This window comes from Candidatus Spongiihabitans sp. (genome assembly GCF_965237845.1).
GTDB lineage: Bacteria > Pseudomonadota > Gammaproteobacteria > Arenicellales > Poriferihabitantaceae > Spongiihabitans.
The window spans coordinates 2208158-2227440 of the sequence record NZ_OZ250154.1 but is presented as its reverse complement, the minus strand read 5'-3'; the positions used below and the strand labels follow the sequence as shown (position 1 = coordinate 2227440).

At 47.5% G+C, this 19283-nt stretch carries 14 protein-coding genes and 1 pseudogene; 6 read left to right on the top strand and 9 right to left on the bottom strand.

Going from position 1 to position 19283, the window contains the following annotated elements:
* Positions 1 to 71: 71 nt before the first annotated feature.
* Positions 72 to 2666, bottom strand: coding sequence for an ATP-dependent chaperone ClpB (gene clpB / locus ACPXXB_RS10625; protein WP_423907290.1), 2595 nt, complete (start codon positions 2664 to 2666; stop codon positions 72 to 74).
* A 209-nt stretch (positions 2667 to 2875) separates the two neighbouring features.
* Positions 2876 to 3757 carry a YkgJ family cysteine cluster protein gene (locus ACPXXB_RS10620; RefSeq protein WP_423907288.1) on the bottom strand — a complete coding sequence of 294 codons (882 nt, stop codon included), beginning with the start codon at positions 3755 to 3757 and terminating at the stop codon, positions 2876 to 2878.
* Between the two features lie 216 nt (positions 3758 to 3973).
* Here ACPXXB_RS10620 and glmU point away from each other — a divergent pair, with 216 nt between their 5' ends.
* The 4 genes and pseudogenes from glmU to ACPXXB_RS10600 form a co-directional block, all read left to right on the top strand.
* On the top strand, positions 3974 to 5386 hold the full coding sequence (glmU, locus tag ACPXXB_RS10615) for a bifunctional UDP-N-acetylglucosamine diphosphorylase/glucosamine-1-phosphate N-acetyltransferase GlmU (protein ID WP_423907287.1): 1413 nt from the start codon (positions 3974 to 3976) through the stop codon (positions 5384 to 5386).
* 41 nt (positions 5387 to 5427) lie between these two features.
* The gene (gene glmS / locus ACPXXB_RS10610) at positions 5428 to 7260 is read left to right on the top strand and encodes a glutamine--fructose-6-phosphate transaminase (isomerizing) (protein WP_423907285.1); all 1833 of its coding nucleotides are present in this window, start codon (positions 5428 to 5430) and stop codon (positions 7258 to 7260) included.
* Between the two features lie 142 nt (positions 7261 to 7402).
* Positions 7403 to 8086, top strand: a complete 684-nt coding sequence (locus ACPXXB_RS10605; RefSeq protein ID WP_423907284.1) for a transposase — start codon at positions 7403 to 7405, stop codon at positions 8084 to 8086.
* A gap of 113 nt (positions 8087 to 8199) precedes the next feature.
* A pseudogene (locus ACPXXB_RS10600) lies at positions 8200 to 8592 on the top strand (transposase); the annotation flags it as partial.
* 17 nt (positions 8593 to 8609) lie between these two features.
* Here the strand turns inward: ACPXXB_RS10600 and ACPXXB_RS10595 are convergent.
* The gene (locus ACPXXB_RS10595) at positions 8610 to 9524 is read right to left on the bottom strand and encodes a hypothetical protein (RefSeq protein WP_423907282.1); all 915 of its coding nucleotides are present in this window, start codon (positions 9522 to 9524) and stop codon (positions 8610 to 8612) included.
* A 171-nt stretch (positions 9525 to 9695) separates the two neighbouring features.
* Between ACPXXB_RS10595 and pdxA the strand changes: the two genes are divergently transcribed.
* Positions 9696 to 11060, top strand: a complete 1365-nt coding sequence (gene pdxA / locus ACPXXB_RS10590) for a 4-hydroxythreonine-4-phosphate dehydrogenase PdxA (RefSeq protein ID WP_423907280.1) — start codon at positions 9696 to 9698, stop codon at positions 11058 to 11060.
* A gap of 29 nt (positions 11061 to 11089) precedes the next feature.
* The gene (gene rsmA, locus ACPXXB_RS10585; protein ID WP_423907278.1) at positions 11090 to 11929 is read left to right on the top strand and encodes a 16S rRNA (adenine(1518)-N(6)/adenine(1519)-N(6))-dimethyltransferase RsmA; all 840 of its coding nucleotides are present in this window, start codon (positions 11090 to 11092) and stop codon (positions 11927 to 11929) included.
* A gap of 3 nt (positions 11930 to 11932) precedes the next feature.
* On the opposite strand, the gene ACPXXB_RS10580 is transcribed toward rsmA, so the two are convergent.
* From ACPXXB_RS10580 to galE, 6 genes are all read right to left on the bottom strand, one after another.
* Entirely contained in the window at positions 11933 to 12658 is a 726-nt protein-coding gene (locus ACPXXB_RS10580) for a lysophospholipid acyltransferase family protein (protein WP_423907276.1), read from the bottom strand.
* Between the two features lie 21 nt (positions 12659 to 12679).
* A complete protein-coding gene (gene gmhB / locus ACPXXB_RS10575) occupies positions 12680 to 13249 on the bottom strand; it encodes a D-glycero-beta-D-manno-heptose 1,7-bisphosphate 7-phosphatase (RefSeq protein ID WP_423907274.1) in 570 nt (189 codons plus the stop codon).
* A complete protein-coding gene (gene glyS / locus ACPXXB_RS10570) occupies positions 13239 to 15425 on the bottom strand; it encodes a glycine--tRNA ligase subunit beta (RefSeq protein WP_423907272.1) in 2187 nt (728 codons plus the stop codon). The genes gmhB and glyS overlap by 11 nt, the downstream gene beginning before the upstream one ends.
* Positions 15425 to 16363, bottom strand: coding sequence for a glycine--tRNA ligase subunit alpha (gene glyQ / locus ACPXXB_RS10565; protein WP_423907270.1), 939 nt, complete (start codon positions 16361 to 16363; stop codon positions 15425 to 15427). Before glyQ ends, glyS begins: the two co-directional genes overlap by 1 nt.
* A gap of 82 nt (positions 16364 to 16445) precedes the next feature.
* The gene (locus ACPXXB_RS10560) at positions 16446 to 18131 is read right to left on the bottom strand and encodes a hypothetical protein (RefSeq protein WP_423907269.1); all 1686 of its coding nucleotides are present in this window, start codon (positions 18129 to 18131) and stop codon (positions 16446 to 16448) included.
* A gap of 130 nt (positions 18132 to 18261) precedes the next feature.
* Positions 18262 to 19275 carry a UDP-glucose 4-epimerase GalE gene (galE, locus tag ACPXXB_RS10555; RefSeq protein ID WP_423907267.1) on the bottom strand — a complete coding sequence of 338 codons (1014 nt, stop codon included), beginning with the start codon at positions 19273 to 19275 and terminating at the stop codon, positions 18262 to 18264.
* Positions 19276 to 19283: the final 8 nt, after the last annotated feature.

Below are 19283 nucleotides of genomic sequence, written 5' to 3'. Positions count from 1 at the left end.
CTTGGCACAAAATACAAGAAGTGCTGTAAATATGTCAGTTGCAGGTAGGTCATTTATTGTCTTCCAATGCGTTATTCGCGCACCTTTCCGAAAACCAACTCATCATTATCAACATCAACTGTAATCACATCGCCAGCCACATAACGCCCGCTCAGAATTTCATGCGCCAGCTTGTTCTCAAGCTGCGTTTGAATCACTCGCTTCAACGGACGCGCGCCATAAACCGGATCAAAACCAATCTCCGCCAGTTTATCCAACGCTTTAACTGAAGCCACCAGTTTCATATCCCGTTGTTCGAGTCGGTCGGCGAGATACTGAATCTGGATTCTGGCAATTGCCCTGAGTTGTTCTCGTTGCAGTGGGTGAAATACCACCATATCATCGACGCGATTGAGGAATTCCGGGCGAAAATGAACGCCCACAATTTCCAATACCGCATTTTTCATTGCCTGGTAATCGTCCCCGCAATCATCTTGGGCGCTCATCTCCTGAATCATCTGCGAGCCCAGATTGGAGGTCATGACAATGATCGTGTTCTTAAAATCCACAGTGCGACCCTGGCCATCGGTTAATCGACCATCGTCCAGAACTTGCAGCATCACATTGAATACATCGGCATGCGCTTTTTCCACCTCGTCCAGCAAGATTACGCAGTAAGGTCGCCGTCTTACCAATTCAGTTAAATAGCCCCCTTGCTCATAGCCAACGTATCCTGGTGGCGCACCAATCAAGCGCGCCACTGAATGTTTTTCCATAAACTCCGACATATCGATTCGCACCAAGGCGTCCTCGCTATCGAACATGAATTCCGCCAGCGCTTTAGTAAGTTCTGTCTTGCCTACCCCGGTTGGGCCAAGGAACAAGAACGAACCATATGGCCTGTTCGGATCGGAAAGACCTGCTCTGGAACGCCTGATTGCGTTTGCTACGGCATTGATTGCTTCATCCTGGCCGATGACTCGTTTATGTAAGTTCTCCTCCATCTGCAACAGTTTTTCCTTTTCTCCTTCCAGCATCTTCGATACTGGAATGCCAGTCCATTTGGCGACCACTTCGGCGATTTCGTCTTCGGTAACGCGACTGCGCAGCAATGTCATTTCCTGGCTTTCTGCATCATCAGCAACTTCGATCTGTTTTTTCAGTTCAGGAATCCGACCATATTGAAGCTCCGACATTCGGGTAAGATCGCCGGCGCGGCGCGCGGCTTCGAGTTCAACACGCGCCTTGTCCAACTCCTCCCTAACATGCTGACTACCCTGAACAACAGATTTTTCCGCGTTCCAGATTTCTTCAAAATCGGCATATTCTTTTTCAAGTTTTTCAATATCCGCTTCAAGATCGGCCAATCGTTTAGTTGATGCATGGTCATTTTCTTTGGTGAGCGCTTCACGTTCAATTTTTAATTGAATGATTCTTCGATCAAGACGATCCATCACTTCCGGTTTGGAGTCGATTTCCATTCTGATCCGGCTGGCCGCCTCATCCACCAAATCGATGGCCTTATCCGGCAAGTTTCGATCGGTAATATAGCGATGGGATAATGTTGCCGCCGCGACAATCGCCGGGTCGGTAATATCGACGCCGTGGTGCACTTCGTAGCGCTCTTTCAGGCCACGCAGAATGGCAATGCTATCTTCAACACTGGGCTCATCTACCAGCACTTTCTGGAATCGCCGTTCAAGCGCGGCGTCTTTTTCGATATATTTTCGATACTCGTCCAGCGTAGTCGCACCGACGCAATGCAGTTCGCCTCTGGCGAGCGCCGGTTTCAACATATTTCCGGCATCCAAAGCCCCTTCCGCCTTGCCCGCCCCGACCATGGTGTGCAGCTCATCAATGAACAGAATGATTTGACCTTCCTGTTTAGACAGATCATTGAGCACGGCTTTCAATCGTTCTTCAAATTCACCCCGAAATTTTGCCCCGGCCAGGAGTGCGCCCAGATCCAAGGAAAGCACGCGCTTATTTTTTACGCCATCGGGTACTTCGCCGTTGACAATTCTCTGCGCCAAGCCTTCGATGATTGCGGTCTTGCCGACGCCAGGCTCCCCGATTAACACCGGATTGTTTTTTGTGCGGCGCTGCAATACCTGGATGGCACGGCGAATTTCATCGTCTCGTCCGATAACCGGATCGAGTTTGCCCTGCTCCGCTCTTTCGGTAATATCGATGGTGTACTTTTCCAGCGCCTGGCGTTGGTCTTCGGCATTTTCGCTGTCCACCGATTGTCCTCCGCGCATGTTTTCGATGGCTTTTTCGATGACGGTTTTTGATGCTCCGGCAGAGCGCATTAATTTCCCTAAACTGCCTTTGTCATTGATCGCCGCTAAAATAAACAATTCGCTGGCAATAAACTGGTCGTTGCGGTCTTGCGCCAATTTGTCAGTAACGTTGAGCAGCCTTCCCAAATCATTGGAAACATGCACATCGCCGTGATTGCCCTCAACCCGGGGCAGGCGATCCAATGCATCCCCTAAAGCCGAGCGCAACTGGTTGACGTTGACATTGCTTTGCGCCAGCAAATAGCGCGCGCTGCCGCCATCCTGGTCTAACAGCGCCAGCATAAGGTGAAGCGGTTCGATAAATTGATGGCTGCGCCCGACAGCCAGACTTTGAGCATCGCTCAGGGCCAATTGAAGCTTCGCGGTTAACTTGTCCATTCGCATGGTTTGCCTCATAAAAGTCAATTAATTCTATTGACTAAATGGGGTCTAACCCACTGTTATTCAAGCAGTATCTACTGAATTTGACTGCCCAGCCTCTCGGTGAGGCTCATTATGGAGTACGCGATGATCGGGCACGATGGAACATGGCAACAAGTCGAATCCAAAGTAACTCAGATACATGTTGTCAGTCGATCACTGTGTCCGTGGATTCATCTGGGCACCCGCCTTAGCGTGTTTTCGCGCTTCGCCAGGTGTTTTTCCCGGCGTTTTTCCCGAGCGTCAGACTTAACCGGAATGCTCAATTCTCCGAATAACACTTGTTTCAGAAATCGACAGGAAAACTGGAATAATTTGTCTTCATCGTCAGTCAGCGATTTTTTCTGTTGTTCACTCAGGTCGAAAACCTGGTCAAATCCTTTGCTGTTGAAAAACGCCCGAAAGTTGTCGATATCGTAACTGCACATATCGAATAATTGCAGTGAGCGGGATGATGGTTTTCCTATGGTTGGGCCGGACGATCTTTTCTTCAAGACAATGTCCCGCCAATGTCGATTGTTTTCGTCGTATTCAAAAATACCCTGTTCTTCCAGATACTCACGCACGGTCAGTTTACGCGGCTCGTCGTGACCTTTGCAGTGATCTTCCTTGACAACGAAATAGATATCCTCAACTTTGGAACCGCCTTGCTTGCGTACCCCCATGGACCCCAGGGCATAGTAACGACACGCAACGGGTCGGTCTTCATAAACGCTACAGCCTTGTTCTCTCAAAAATACACAAGCCGAAGATCCCCGCTTGGTAATCAGTTTGAGGCCAGGCATTTCATGGGCGTCCATGGGAAACGGCACGGTAAATTGATTGACCCATTGAGAAGAAGTCATATTGAGTCTTCGTTTCAGTCTAACAATATCGTAGGGCGTTAATGTTATATCTATATTTTTACAGCAGGCATTAAAGCAAGAGATGTTTTTATGGCAATGGAACTGAATTTCGCTATCTAAATCAAGCTCAATCGGCACAACCGGACTTTGGTAAGGCGGACTTTGATCAGGAATAGATTCCTTTATTTTTTCAAGATCTTCGACGGACATTTTTTGTGCAACTCCAAGCAAACAGATGTAAAATCAATAACCTTAAATAATAACGCTTGAATCAAGTTCATGCAATTTGTTCAGGCAATTTCAGGGCAATTTAGTATTGAGCGCTTAAGCTTGAATGATTCATCCAGGGTCAGCTACATTACCCGCTTATTTTATAACTAAACATGACCATGGAATCTGATCTATTGCAACTGGGAACACCGGTTTATGGCAGTTGAAATAGTCATTCTCGCTGCCGGCAAAGGCAAAAGAATGCATTCCGATTTGCCAAAAGTGTTGCATACGATTGGCGGCAAACCCATGCTCCAACATTTGCTGGAAACAGTAGGTGATTTAGCGCCACACCGCACCCATGTGATTGTAGGCCATGGAAAGGACCAGGTGATTAATACTATCGAACAGCGTTATTCCAGCGTAAACAAAAATTTAAGCATTAATTGGGTGGAACAATCCGAACGCAGGGGCACCGGTCACGCGGTGATGCAGGCAATGCCCGATGTTAATCGGGATTCGACGGTGTTAATACTCAACGGCGATGTCCCATTGATTTCCCTCGCCACCCTGAAACGAGTTTCAAAAGCGAGCGATAACCTCAATGTGTTAACCACGACCCTGAGCGATCCATCCGGGTTGGGGCGAATTATTCGAAATGACAATGGTCAAATCGTCGGTATTGTGGAGCAAAAAGACGCCAGCGATCAACAAAAGAAAATCACCGAAGTTAATACAAATTGCCTCAGCGTAAAAGCCAATTATCTTTCCAGGTGGCTGCCTCGGATCAGTTGCAAAAACGCTCAAAAAGAATACTACCTGACTGATGTGATTGCCTGCGCGGTTGAGGATGACATTGATGTTGTTGGCATCACAAGTGACTGCGTCACTGAAACTTCGGGGGTAAACAGCAAGGCAGATCTTGGAAAACTGGAACGCATGTTCCAGGCAAACCTTGCGCGCCGGTTCATGGCAAACGGGGTGACGTTGCTGGACATGAATCGGTTTGACGTTCGCGGAGTATGTCAATTTGGCAGTGATTGCGTTATCGACATCAATGTAATATTGGAGGGCAACGTAAAAATTGGCAATCGTGCATTGATTGGCCCAAATACCTTGATTCGCAATGCCACCATCGGTGATAACTGTGTGATCGAATCCAATAGTGTTATCGACAACGCCATCATCGGCAATAATTGCAATATCGGTCCTTTCGCAAGAATCCGGCCAGAAACTGTGCTAAACGATGAGGTTCGTATTGGTAATTTTGTAGAAATCAAAAAAAGCAGCATCGGCAATAAATCCAAAGTGAATCATTTGAGTTACCTGGGTGACAGCGAAGTTGGCAAAAATGTGAATGTCGGCGCCGGCGTTATTACCTGTAACTACGACGGTGCCGACAAGCATCAAACCATCATCGGTAATGATGTATTTATCGGCTCCGATTCTCAACTCATCGCACCGCTGGAAATTGGGGATGGCGCAACCGTTGGCGCCGGGTCCACCATTACCGACAACATCCAAAAAAATTCCCTGGCCGTGAGTCGTGCGCGACAAACATCCATCGGCAATTGGAAACGACCAGTGCGAACCGAGCAAAAACTGCCATCAAGGCAAAAACCCGCATAAATTTTGAGAATTGAGTTGAGCCTTGAATTGAGAGTGAAGTTATGTGTGGAATTGTAGGTGCGGTCGCTAAATCCGATGTGCTACCAGTGTTACTGGATGGCTTAAAGCGACTCGAATATCGAGGCTATGATTCAGCCGGGGTCGCGGTGATTGACCAGAATAGAAAGGTTTCTCGGACCCGTAGCGCCGGGAAAATTGTTGAACTGGAAAAAGCCTTGTCTTCATCTAGTGCAATGCGAGGCACAACCGGCATCGCCCATACCCGCTGGGCAACGCATGGGCCGCCCACAGAAATAAATGCCCATCCCCATATGAGCGGCCATAATCTCGCTTTGGTTTGCAACGGCATTATTGAAAATCACCAAGCGCTGCGCAACGCGCAAAAGGCCAACGGCTTTCAATTCGCGTCTGATACTGACACCGAAGTGATCGTCAATGAAATCCACCAAAACATCCAATCAGGCCTTGATCTGCTCGAAGCGGTAAAAGCAACCATTGCGGTACTGGAGGGCGCGTACGCCATTGGGGTTGTCAGTGCCGACGAACCTGACCGATTGGTCGGGGCGCGGCGCGGATCGCCATTGGTGGTTGGAATTGGCGATGGCGAATCATTCATTGCATCGGACATGTCTGCGTTGATCTCCGTAACCCGGGACTTTTTTATTCTGGAAAATGGCGACATCGTTGATATCAATGGCGGCAATATTTCTATCATTGACCAATCCGGTCAACCGCAATATCGGGATAAAAAAAGGAGTGGTTTATCTGCTGAAGCTGTGGAATTAGGCGATCACCGCCACTACATGATTAAAGAAATTCATGAACAAGGCGTGGCCATCGCAACTACGCTGGAAGGCCGAATCACCGGAACGCGCTTGCTGGAGGCTTGTTTTGGCGTCGACGCCAGTGAAATTTTGGACAAAACCAAATCGGTGCAAATTATCGCCTGCGGCACCAGCTATCACGCCGGCATGGTGGCTCGACATTGGTTTGAAGAGTTTGGAGTGCCTTGCCAGGCGGAAATAGGCAGCGAATTCCATTCCCGCTGCCATGTTGTGCCTGAAGATTGTCTGGTTGTGACCCTGTCCCAGTCCGGAGAAACCATCGACACCTTATCCGCGCTGGCGGCGGCCAAACAGGCTGGATATGCACATTGCCTGACCATCTGCAATGTGCCTGAAAGCTCGCTGGTTCGGGAGTCCGAGTTAGTGTTAATGACCCACGCAGGCGCGGAAATCGGGGTCGCATCGACCAAAGCATTCACCACCCAATTAACGGCGTTGCGATTACTGGTCATTGCCTTGGGTCGGCGATTTTCCATGACCATAACCGACGAAGCTCGATTGATTAAAGAGCTGCGGGAATTGCCGTCTAAAGTGGATCAAGCCATAACCCTGGAGCCCACAATTAAAGCAATCGCAGAACAATTTGCCGACAAACAACATGCTTTGTTCCTCGGACGAGGGACGCACTACCCGATTGCCCTGGAAGGCGCATTAAAACTCAAAGAGATTTCTTATATCCATGCCGAAGCTTATCCGGCAGGCGAGCTCAAGCACGGTCCGCTGGCCTTGGTTGATAATGAAATGCCAGTCATTTCTGTGGCGCCGAATGATCGATTGCTAAAAAAATTAAAAGGAAACATAGAAGAGGTTCGAGCCCGGGGCGGAAAATTAATCGTTTTCGCCGACCCAAGCGCTGAAATACCTGCCCAGGAGAATTTACAAGTCATCAATGTCGCCCCCGTGGATAGTTCCATCTCGCCAATAATTTACACCATTCCATTACAACTGCTGGCCTATCATGTTGGCTTAATCAAAGGCACCGATGTCGATAAGCCGAGAAACCTGGCCAAATCGGTGACTGTCGAGTGATTGTTGCAGAAACGCATTAGAAACGCCTTGGGTCAGAGTAGAAATTATTTGTTAAGCAAATTGATTCGTTGAAAATGTAATGTTTGTATAGAGATTGAGTAAACCGCTTAACAACTAACGTCAGAAGATCAAGGAGGGTCAAATGGCAAGACTACCAAGGTTGTGTCCGCAGGGCATGCCGCTTCATATTATTCAGAGAAGCAATAATCGTCAGATAAGTTTCATATGTAATGAAGACTATCGTAACTATCTTGGTTTTCTATTAGATGGGGCAATAGCCTATAGCGTGGATGTCCATGCGTGGGTTTTGATGACAAATCATATGCATCTCCTTGCGACATCGCACTACGATGGCAGTATTTCGGAAATGATGCAATATGTTGGGAGATATTATGTTCGCTATTTTAACCAACAGTATAGGTGGACTGGCACTTTGTGGGAGGGCAGGCTTAAGTCGTGCTTGATCGATAGCGATCAATACTTTCTAACTTGTCAGCGCTATATAGAGCTCAATCCGGTACGGGCTGGAATTGTAAATGACCCTGGAAAGTACCCTTGGTCTGGTTATCAAAGTAATGCTTTGGGGTTGAAGAACGCGCTGTTATCGGAGCATGAGATATATTTGTCTTTGGGTTTGGATGAATATCAAAGAAGACAGCGTTATCGGGATTTGTTTGAAGATATTTTGAATGCTGAACTAGTTGATGATTTGAGAAATGCAACAAATAGCTGTATGGCATTTGGGAGTGCAAGGTTTAAGGAGCAAGTTGAACAACTTTATCAACGAAGAGTGAAGCCAGAAAAACCTGGTCCCAAGCCCCAATAATTCCTACTCTGACCCTGATCTCCTTGATCTCCTTCGACCAGAGTATCGTGTTCACCGGCATCAAGGCATCAAGACAATGCCCCATCCCACTGCGTCGTATCGGCTGCCGCGATGCCGATACCGGCAAGCATTACGTTTTCTTGACCAATAATTTGAAACTGGCAGCCAAAACTGTTGCCGACCTTTACCAAGCGCGTTGGCAGGTGGAATTGTTCTTTAAGTGAATCAAGCAAAACCTGAAGATAAAGTCCTTCATCGACACCAGCAATAACGCGGTGATGACGCAAGTCTGGATCGCGCTGTGCGTGTATTTACTCTTGGCGTTCATCAAATTCCAGTCGAAGCTGGGCAAAAGCATGCAACAAATGCTCCGCCTGTTGCATCTTAACTTGTTCGACAAGCGCGACTTGATGGCTCTCTTGCGTGGCGACCCGCCCCCTCATGCCCTGCTTCAATCACAATCAATTCTCACTGCTGTGAAAGTTAATGGGACAGCAGTGATTTAAGTAATGCTTTGTTAAAATTAGTCTGGGGCAGTATCAAGTAGCATAATCAAAAATTTCTGTTGCATCTTTATATCTTCATCAGCACTTCTATTAGTAACATCAAGCGCATTTTCTATAGATTGTAACTTACCCATAATCTCTGCTTTAGTAAGTTTTCTTTGTTCAAGAGCCTCGGTAATTTCAAGTATGCCAAAGTAAAATGAACACTTATTATGATAATTAAAAATGTCTCTAAGCCCCTGTTGAACAGTATATTCTGTATATTTCTTTTGCATTCCTGTGTCGATTTTGGCTAATTGTTTTTCTCTTGCCGTATTAGTAGCTTTAACAATAGTCGTGGCTACTGCTTTGGCATAAACTTCTTCATTCGTTATTGATCGGACAGAGTTTGAAATAGTTGATGCTGCTGTTAATGCTGTTTTAGTACTTGCGGGATTTATTGCCATTGATACGGCAGAAAAAAGTGTGGCCGCAACACCAGTTCCAATGTTTAATGCATCCCCACTCGCTATAACAGACACGTGATGAGCCGCACAAACTCTATCTGAAATAGTAATAATCTCCTGTAATAGCGCATTTCTTAGGAAACACTGGACTCCCACGTTCGCGGGATGGACGCAAGAGTTGTTAATCAGAGTTTCCCCTAATTTATTTGTATTCTCTGTTGCATCATCAATACTTTTAATTCTCTTTTCCCCTAATTTACTTGTATTCTCTGTTGCATCATCAATACTTTTAATTCTCTTTTCTAACTCTTCTGAATTTATGATAAATTCATTTACATCTTCTTTTTTATTTACAAGTGGACTAACCTGATCTTCAAAAAGTGATTCTGGTCTATAAAACCGATCGGAACAACCCGATAAAAATACTAAACTTAAACATATCAAGCGGTAAGAGATATTTCGCACTCTTGGTTTCAAAAAAATCATGCTTTTCTCCGGTTAGCAGGTGCCAAACGACCACCAGGTTAAAAATTAGGGGCTGGCACCTAATAAATTTCTTTGAGCAGTTTTTTCAGGTCTGTCAGCAATTTGTTTGGAGCGACTATATCAACCTTAAGACACCTATACAAGGTTTCACAGTATACTTCAGGCTGAACCATGAGTCTCTATCAGGACATTTACGATATTGTTAAGCGCATCCCGGTTGCAACGGTAACGAGTTACGGGCGTATCGCCCGTATGGTGAATTGCAACGCCCGGCAGGTTGGCTATGCGATGGCGGCTACGCCAGATGATCAGGCCATTCCGTGGCACCGAGTGATCAATAGCAAGGGGGAAATCAGCGCGCGCAAACAAGGCGGCAGTGATCAACAACAAAGACAGAAACTTATCGACGAGGGCGTTGTATTCGATCAAAAAGGACGTGTGAGTTTTGATGAATTTGGATGGAGGACTGCTGAAATACCGCCTATATCAGGAGACTGGTCTGAAGATTGGCCCGAAGACTGGCCGCTAGGAAAAATGAAAATTTCACTACCAAAAATTATAATTTGTAGCGGCGAGCCCGCAGGTATCGGCCCGGACATTGTGATTAAAGCCGCCCAGCAAGGGTTTGATGCCACCTTGGCGGTAGTGGGCGATCCAAATTTACTTAGATATCGCGCCGAACTGCTTGGCATTGCGTTGGATATTAATGAATATCAGTCACCAGACAAATCCAACCCATGTTACCCAGCCCCCCCCGGAGGGCGAGTTCTGGTTATCCCATTAGAAGTTTCTACTTCGGTTACGCTAGGTCAACTGGACTCAAAAAACAGCCGATACGTAATCCAATGTATCGATACCGCAGTGGATTTATGCCGGTCTGGGGAGTTCGATGCCATGGTCACGGCGCCAGTGCATAAGGGGATAATCAATGATGCCGGGATACCTTTTTCCGGCCATACCGAATGGATAGCCAAGCGCACCGGAGCCGACCAACCCGTGATGATGCTTGCCAACGGCACCACCCGTGTCTGCCTGGTTACCACCCACCTGCCCTTAAAGGAAGTCCCTGGACAGATTACGGTGAGTCGCATTAAATCCGTTCTTGAGGTCATGGCAAGCAGCCTCACCCATCTTTATAGAATTCCTGACCCCAGAATTGGTGTGTGCGGGCTAAACCCCCATGCCGGCGAAGGCGGCCATCTCGGCACAGAAGAAATTGAAATTATTCAACCGGCAATTTTAGAAATGCGGCAACAAGGGTTCAATCTGATTGGTCCATTACCGGCCGATACGGCATTCACCCAAACCCAATTGAGCCAACTTGATGGTGTTCTGGCGATGTATCACGATCAAGGGCTGCCGGTTATTAAGCACAGCGGATTCGGAGAAGTAGTCAATGTTACCCTTGGACTTCCGATAATACGAACCTCAGTAGATCACGGGACGGCGTTGGAGCTCGCGGGCAGCGGCCTGGCAACGGCATCAAGTTTAGTCGCTGCCATCAATCTTGCAATCGAATTTGCGGGCAATCGGTAGAAAATACTTTGCGCAACATAATACATGGCATGACACATGGAATAACACCGCGTAAACGTTTCGGACAGCATTTTCTCACAGATGAAAATGTTCTGGAAAGAATCGTAAATGTGTTCCATCCAGCAGATAACGAATTAGTATTGGAAATCGGGCCTGGTAGCGGCGCGCTTACAGAACGGTTATTAGATCGTATTAGCCATCTCACAGTAGTCGAACTTGACCGGGATCTGGCAGCCACACTCAGTGAAAAGTACGATTCAGACCAGCTGACCATCGTCCAAGCCGATATATTAAACTTTGAAATCGCTTCTGTGTTTAATTGTTCCGAACCGGCCGGTGACGCGCTGCCTGTTATCGCTGATGATTTAACCGGCCAAACAAGTAAAAAAGTTCGGATAATCGGCAACCTTCCCTACAATATTTCCACCCCCCTTTTATTTCATTTGCTCAAATCCGTCGAGCACATTCAGGACATGGTATTCATGTTGCAAAAAGAGGTTGCGCAAAGATTAAGCGCCGCACCTGGAAGCAAAATCTACGGTCGGTTGTCGGTAATGGCGGCACTGGAGTTGGACTGTCAATGCTTGTTTGATGTCCCGTCTCAGGCATTTGAGCCGCCGCCCAAAGTCGAGTCAACGGTAATTCGCCTGACCCCCACACCACTCTCTCGGGCGGCATCCCATCTTATCCACGATCGCAACCGGCTTAACGAAATTGTCAAACTCGCATTCGCCCAACGCAGAAAAACATTGCGAAATTCTTTGCAGCAACTGGTGTCAGATGCACAATTCGAAAATGCGCGGGTTGATTCTTCCAAGCGAGCCGAAAATTTAACAGTGGATCAATTCATCCAGTTATCCAATGCCTGAAGACTACCGACTGCCCGTCCGACCACTTGGCAATTTTTTCAGATTTGCGTAAATCCAGGCTTCAACCTCCCGATTAATTTCCCGGGGTTTTCTGCCACGAGTTTCCATCATCGGCCCGATAATCACATCCACCACTCCGGGGTATTTGAGGAAGCCATTCTTAGACCAAAATAACCCGGCATTGTGGGCTACAGGAACAATCGGACGCCCGGATTTGGCCGCAATCATCGCACCGCCAACCTGAAATTTACCTGGTTTTCCAGGCTCCATTCGCGTGCCTTCCGGAAAAATAACCAACCAGCGTCCTTCGTTTAAACGAACTATTCCCTGTTTGATCAAATAATCCAACGCCTTGGTTTTTTTTGAACGATCGATAGCGATAGGTCGATTCATCGCCAATCCCCATCCAAAAAATGGCAGCCACAGCAATTGCTTTTTTAACAAATATGATTGGGCCGGAAAAATGAGTTGGAAGCAAAGCGTTTCCCAGGCAGACTGATGGTTTGAAATTACGATGGACGGTTGGCGGGGGATGTTTTCCGCGCCGGTTACCCGGTAACTGATGCCGCACAACATTCGCAATGTCCAGATGTTAAAGCGCGCCCAAATCGAAATTACTTTTGCGCGGGTCAACGACGGTAAAAAGAAACAACAAATAGCGATCAGACTGACAATCACAGTCGTTATGATCTGGCCGGTGAGATAAAGCAGTGAACGCAAATACAGCATAAAGAATTACGGCAGCAATAATCAACACTGCGCGCTTAACAAATTATCGACAAAGCGACTCAAATCCTTAAACCTCGGTACAGTGGCAATGGCGGGTCCATAGTCATACTTAGAAATCTCTTCGATACTACCTAACCCGCTCCCGGTTTCGACCAGTACCGGCATCGCTCCGGCGGTGGCGGCGGCCTGTAAATCACGCACCGAATCACCGACCGCGTAAACATCTTTTAGGCTGTATTTCAGCCGTTTTGATAATTCAAGAAACATTCCCGGTTTAGGTTTCCTGCATTCGCACTGATCGTCGGCACGATGCGGGCAGAAAAATATTGCGCCGATTTCCCCGCCGCTATGGCGCAATTCGTCGATCATCTTTTGGTGAATTTTATTCAACGTATTGATCGTATACAGACCTCTGGAAATCCCGGATTGGTTGGTAATTACCACTACTCGATAGTCTTCCCGACAAAGTCGGGAAATCGCTTCCAAACTGCCGGGAATCGCAACCCATTCTTCCGGAGACTTTATATAATCATCCGAATTGTGATTGATTACCCCATCCCGATCCAGAATAATTAATCTGCTATTCTCCATTGCAGTCTCCCTGAATATTTCCGGTCTCAATCCGAATGCGGGAAATATCCGCTACGCCCAAAAATAATTGGCGAATTTTGATCAGCAATGCCAATCTATTATTTTTAATCGCCGGGTCATCATGCATTACCATTACCTCATCAAAAAATTTATCAACCGGGGCTTTTAACGCAGACAACTTGTCGAAACCCTTGTCGTATTGATTAGTAATAAAGTATCCCTTGACTTCCTTGCTGATTGTTTCGACGCCCGTCGCTAATTGTCTTTCCGCATGGGCTGTCATTAGTTTGTTGTTAAACTTAATATCGTTATCCAGATTAGCCTGGGTTAAAATATTTGCGATTCGTTTATTGGCCGAAGCCAAAGATTCAGCGGCGGCACGCCGCTTGCTGAAAAAATGACTCACTGCCTGCAATCGATTTGCGAAGTCGAGGGGCTTGGTCGGTTTGCAAGCCTGCACCGAAGCGATTTCCTCGGCACTGAAACCTTGTGCCTGAAAATATCCTTTCAGTCGCTCGCTGGTGAATTCGAATACCTGGTCAATCACCGCGTTACTGGTATCAATATTTTTTAGATCGGAATTGACATACTGCTTCATTGCCCGAGAAAGCAATTCAAATAAGTCCAGGTCAAGTTTTCTTTCGATGATTATTCGCAACACGCCTAACGCGGCGCGGCGCAGGGCAAACGGATCCTTGTCTCCGGTCGGCGCTTCGGCAGCCGCAAATATGCCCATCAGCGAATCAATCCGGTCTGCCAGCGCGACACATTGCGCCAAAGGAGTCGACGGCAATTTATCGTTCGCGTACCTCGGCTTGTAGTGACCATCAATGGCATCGGCAACGTGCTTGTCCTCGCCTTGTTTGGTCGCATAATACTTGCCAATGGTGCCTTGCAGTTGAGGAAATTCACCCACCAGGTCGGTCACCAGGTCGGCCTTGCACAGTCTGGCAGCACGCTGTACGCCTTTTTTATCGATGTTGAGTTTTGTTGCAATCACGCCCGCTAACCTTCCTACACGGATTGTTTTGTCGTAAATTGAGCCAAGTTGATGATGAAACAAAACGCCTTTCAATGAATCAACCCGATCATGCAATTTAACTTTCTGGTCGGTATTCCAGAAAAATTCGGCATCAGCTAACCGAGCGCGAAGTACGCGCTCATTACCCTGGCGTACCCGTTTTGGCGTCTTGCTTTTGATATTGCTGACCGAAACAAACAACGGCATAAGCTTTCCTTTCTGATTGGTAATATGAAAATACTTTTGATGATCGACCATCGTTGCGACCAAAACTTCCTTGGGCAATTTTAAATATTTCTGGTCAAATTCTCCCAAAGATGCCATCGGCCATTCAACCAAACCGGTAACCTGGTCAAGTAAATTTTGACCGATTACCGCTTGGGCATTGGCTTTTTTTGCCAGGCGAGTGATCTGCTTAACGATCATCAATTGACGAGTCTGGTAGTCGGCGATTACAAATCCATTTAGCTTTAATGTATTAAGATACCGATCAGCCGAAGGTATCTTTAATGTTCCAGAGCAATGAAACCGATGCCCTCTGGTGAAACGATTGGCTTTTAGTCCCAACGCTTCGGTTCGAATCAAATCACTGCCGTACAATGCCAGCAACCAATGTACCGGCCTGACAAACTCCACATCGTTATTTCCCCAGCGCATTCGTTTGGGAATGGGCAACGCTTTTATGCTGTCATTCAAGCATTGAGTAACCAGCACATTTAAGTTTTTGCCTTTTACCTTGTTTTCAAAAACCAGCCACGCCCCTTTATCGGAAACACGTTTTTTCAATCGCGAAACAGGCACATCACAGGATTTTGCGAACCCTTGCGCAGCGGCAGTCGGATTGCCCTGATGGTCAAATGCCGCCGCTACGGTCGGGCCTGTTCGCTGTTCAATCTGGTCAGGCTGTTTTGGGGAAACGCCTTTGACCCATACCGCAAGCCTTCGGGGCGTGGCATAGTATTTGTACTGATTCGGTTTATTCTCGGCTACCCCGGACATGACTAAACCATCGAAGAAATTTTGTGCAAACGACTGCGCCAGATTTTTTAACGCTTTAGGTGGCAACTCTTCTGTGCCTAGTTCAATTAACAGGTTTTTCCGCCTGCCTGCCGATTTTCTCGCCGATTTTCTCGCCGATTTTCTCAATTGCGCCACTATTTAGTTCTCCATTGAGTTCTCCGCCGAAATCGACGAGTCGCGGTTTTGATATTGCCGGGAAACCCTAATTTTTCCCGAGCTTGGTAATAGCTCCGGGCCACAGCCCGTGCTAAATTACGCACCCGCCCAATATATCGGGCGCGCTCGGTCACGCCAATGGCATGCCGAGCATCCAGTAAATTAAAGGCATGGGAAGCGGTCAGCATTTGTTCATATGCGGGCAAGGGCAATTCCTTTTCCAATAATCTTAGTGCCATGGCTTCCGCCGCATTGAATTGATCAAAAAGCTGCGGGATACCTGAACATTCAAAATTATAAATCGACTGCTGCACCTCATTTTGCAAGTAAAGATCACCATAACTGTATCCAGCTGTGGCGCTATTTGAACCCTCGCACCAAACTAAATCAAACAACGAATCCAGGCATTGTAAATACATGGCGATGCGCTCCAGACCATAGGTGATTTCACCGGTAACGGGCTTGCAATCCAAACCGCCCACTTGTTGGAAATAAGTGAATTGGGAAACCTCCATGCCGTTTATCCAGATTTCCCATCCCAGACCCCAGGCACCCAAAGTCGGTGACTCCCAATCATCTTCCACAAATCGCACGTCGTCCTTCAACATGTCCAGCCCAAGGCTGGACAGAGAGCCAAGATACAAGTCCTGGAAATTTTCCGGGGATGGTTTCAGGACCACCTGAAACTGGAAATAGTGTTGCAGACGATTGGGGTTTTCACCATAACGACCGTCTGTGGGACGACGCGACGGTTGAACATAAGCCGCTTGCACCGGTTCCGGGCCTATGGCGCCCAAAAACGTTGCCGGATGAAATGTTCCCGCACCCATCTGCATATCATATGGCTGCAGAATGACACAGCCTTGATCGGCCCAGTATTGCTGCAATGTCATTATAAGCTGTTGAAATGTAACCATATTATTTGTGGCGATATAATTATCGCTATATTTTTGTCAGCGTTATGGCATGGGTTAGCAATGATAACCGCCAACAACCCCATCAGATTTGTGTTGGGATTTGTGCCACCAGATTGTCCAAGGCGCCAAGTCTATCGCCTTTTAATGTTATCCGCATTAATGGACGACCTTTTCTTTCCAAAACAACGTAATCCCCATCTGCCTGGGCACGGTGCAAATCGGCGAAACCATATTGACGCATCGGGATTTTAATTTGCTCCATGCACTGCTCGGTAATCTGGATAAAACATCCGCTGGCAGGCCCGCCTTTGTGCAACTGCCCGGTAGAGTGCAAATAACGCGGGCCGTAACCCAATGTTGTGGTCAATGCAAAGCGTTGCGCCAACCCACTGCGGAGCGCTTGTAGTCGGTCATTAACATCGTGAAAACTCGGAAGATACGCAAGCATTGCCAAATACAACGCGCCCTCGGAAATTTCCCGAAACCGGTCGAATACCGCTTGTGCCGTGGTTACGGTATGGTCCTGGCCGGCCATAGAATTCGCGTACACCGTATAGTTCCGGTTTTCAAATAATCTACTGAACGTGTGTGATTCTCGACCCGCTACAAATGCTTGAGTCTGTTGCTTCGCTTGTTCCACATCAGGCTGATCGAATGGGTTGATATCCATGATGCTGGCAGCAAGCGCTGTGGCCATTTCCCAGCGAAGAAATTCTCCCCCAAGGTCGTATCGATCACCCAGTTGCCACTGCATACTTGCCCCTCGGTCTGTATTCCGGAGCGGAGGCTTTGTAGCGATTCCTGCATTTATATTGTCCTCCTTTTGCTTGCCGCCAAGCCCAATATACACACTGGATCGATGCTTGAACCGATGCTCGGAGCGATTGTATCCGGGGTTGAGCGCATTGATTCCCGGCTCAGCGTACACCGGTAGCACGCCTTGTGCATTTTTTCCGGTGCTTTCCGCAACCAGTTGCTCAATCCAAACCGCTAAAGATTGTAACGGCCGAGCAAGCCGCAGTTCCAAAATATTTTTCTCCACGATATTTTTTCCTGGCAAGGCCCCGCGGCCCATCAGGTTAGCTAATTGAAGTACTGGATTACTGGCATCGTCGGAGCGACAACGCGCACTAAATATCCGAGTTTGCGTCAATAACTTATTAAGATTAACGCCAATTAATGCAGCCGGCACCAATCCAAAATAGCTTAATGCGGAATAGCGCCCGCCTATGTCGGCAGGGTTAAGAAAAATTGCTGTGAAATCCATTTCAATGGCTTGCTGATGAAGCCGCGAATTCGGATCGGTAATGGCTACCAGGTGGTCGCCGGGGCAATTTGTATATTCACGCAACCGGGAATGAAAGTAGGCGAATAAATCCGAGGTCTCCACCGTGCTGCCGGATTTACTGGCAACAATAATCAACGACCGCCCAAGATCGACATCAATCGCATTAATTTGGGCCGGAGACGTGGTATCCACAACCAATAGTTGGAGATAGCCTGATTGACTGCCAAACACCGCTGAAAATACTTCAGCGGCAAGGCTGGAGCCGCCCATACCCAATAAAATAACCTGGTCGAATTTGCCGGACTCAGCGGTTTGTTGTGCCCAGGCACTGAGCTCGCCAATATGTTGTTCCATCCATTCAACCGCATCCAGCCAACCCAGGCGGTTGGAGATGGAATCCGAACCGGAATTGCCGCTGCATTTGGTTTGGCTCCACAGGGACAGGTCTTTTTGCCACAACCGTGTCATCAGCCCCGTCATTAAATTGGGTCCGGATTTACCCTTTTTCATAATATTCATGGATCGGGCACAAGCATCATGTTATTCAGGGTCAGGAGTTCCAGTTTGGCTCGCACCAGCTTCTTTAAAAGATAACAGGCAAGAGGTGCCATCAAATTATTTTGCCCGCGTGCAGTTTTTTCTCCCACAGGTAAGCAGAATGGCATATCGTTGCAAGATCATTGTGCTGCGGCTGCCAGTTTAACACCCGCTTAATTTTCTTGTTATCCGCAATCAGCTCGGGTGCATCTCCGGCTCTTCGCGGCTTTATTTTTACCTCGAAATCCACGTTGCTCACTGTCTTGACGCAATCAATCACTTGTTTAACGCTAAATCCGTGACCGTAGCCACAATTCAATACGGTACTTTCCCCGCCGTTATGCAAATAAGACAATGCATCAAGATGAGCAGCGGCCAAATCATCCACGTGAATATAATCGCGAATGCACGAGCCGTCAGCCGTGGGGTAATCATCGCCAAAAATCGATAAATGCGGTCGCATGCCGCAAGCGGTTTGACAGGCCACTTTGATTAGATGGGTAGCCTCGGGTGTGGCTTGGCCCAGACCGCCCCCCATATGAGCGCCGGCAACATTGAAGTAACGCAACGCGACATAGTTAAACGGTTGTGCGGTCGAGTTGCGGCCAGCCGCCGAGAAATCGCGTAACGTCCACTCGGTAATTAATTTAGTCGAACCGTAAGGATTGATCGGTTGTGGTTCAACCTCTTCGCTCACCGTACAAAATTCCGGAATGCCATACACCGCCGCACTGGATGAAAACACGAATTGGCTTACGTTCTTTGCAATACAAGTATCAATAAGATTGAGCGACCCGATGACATTATTTTGGTAGTACTTGGCAGGATTTCCCACAGACTCAGGGACTACAATATGACCGGCAAAGTGAATCACGGAATCAATGTTGCATTTGCGGATTATTTCGCCGACCAAATCCCGATCGTGGATGTTTCCCTGATAAAACTCTGCGCCATCGGGGAGCGCCCACTGGTGACCGGAATACAAGTTATCCAGCACCACCACATCATAACCGGATTCAACCAAGTGCAATGCGGTATGCGAACCAATATATCCCGCACCCCCGGTAACTAGAACATGCTTATTCAAAATAATTA

Coding starts and splice junctions, on each gene's coding strand:
- pdxA (WP_423907280.1), top strand. CDS start 9,696: ATGAGTCTCTATCAGGACATTTACGATATTGTTAAGCGCATCCCGGTT.
- ACPXXB_RS10605 (WP_423907284.1), top strand. CDS start 7,403: ATGGCAAGACTACCAAGGTTGTGTCCGCAGGGCATGCCGCTTCATATT.
- ACPXXB_RS10580 (WP_423907276.1), bottom strand. CDS start 12,658: ATGCTGTATTTGCGTTCACTGCTTTATCTCACCGGCCAGATCATAACG.
- rsmA (WP_423907278.1), top strand. CDS start 11,090: ATGACACATGGAATAACACCGCGTAAACGTTTCGGACAGCATTTTCTC.
- ACPXXB_RS10560 (WP_423907269.1), bottom strand. CDS start 18,131: ATGACGGGGCTGATGACACGGTTGTGGCAAAAAGACCTGTCCCTGTGG.
- glyQ (WP_423907270.1), bottom strand. CDS start 16,363: ATGGTTACATTTCAACAGCTTATAATGACATTGCAGCAATACTGGGCC.
- ACPXXB_RS10595 (WP_423907282.1), bottom strand. CDS start 9,524: ATGATTTTTTTGAAACCAAGAGTGCGAAATATCTCTTACCGCTTGATA.
- glmS (WP_423907285.1), top strand. CDS start 5,428: ATGTGTGGAATTGTAGGTGCGGTCGCTAAATCCGATGTGCTACCAGTG.
- glmU (WP_423907287.1), top strand. CDS start 3,974: ATGGCAGTTGAAATAGTCATTCTCGCTGCCGGCAAAGGCAAAAGAATG.
- ACPXXB_RS10620 (WP_423907288.1), bottom strand. CDS start 3,757: ATGTCCGTCGAAGATCTTGAAAAAATAAAGGAATCTATTCCTGATCAA.
- gmhB (WP_423907274.1), bottom strand. CDS start 13,249: ATGGAGAATAGCAGATTAATTATTCTGGATCGGGATGGGGTAATCAAT.
- clpB (WP_423907290.1), bottom strand. CDS start 2,666: ATGCGAATGGACAAGTTAACCGCGAAGCTTCAATTGGCCCTGAGCGAT.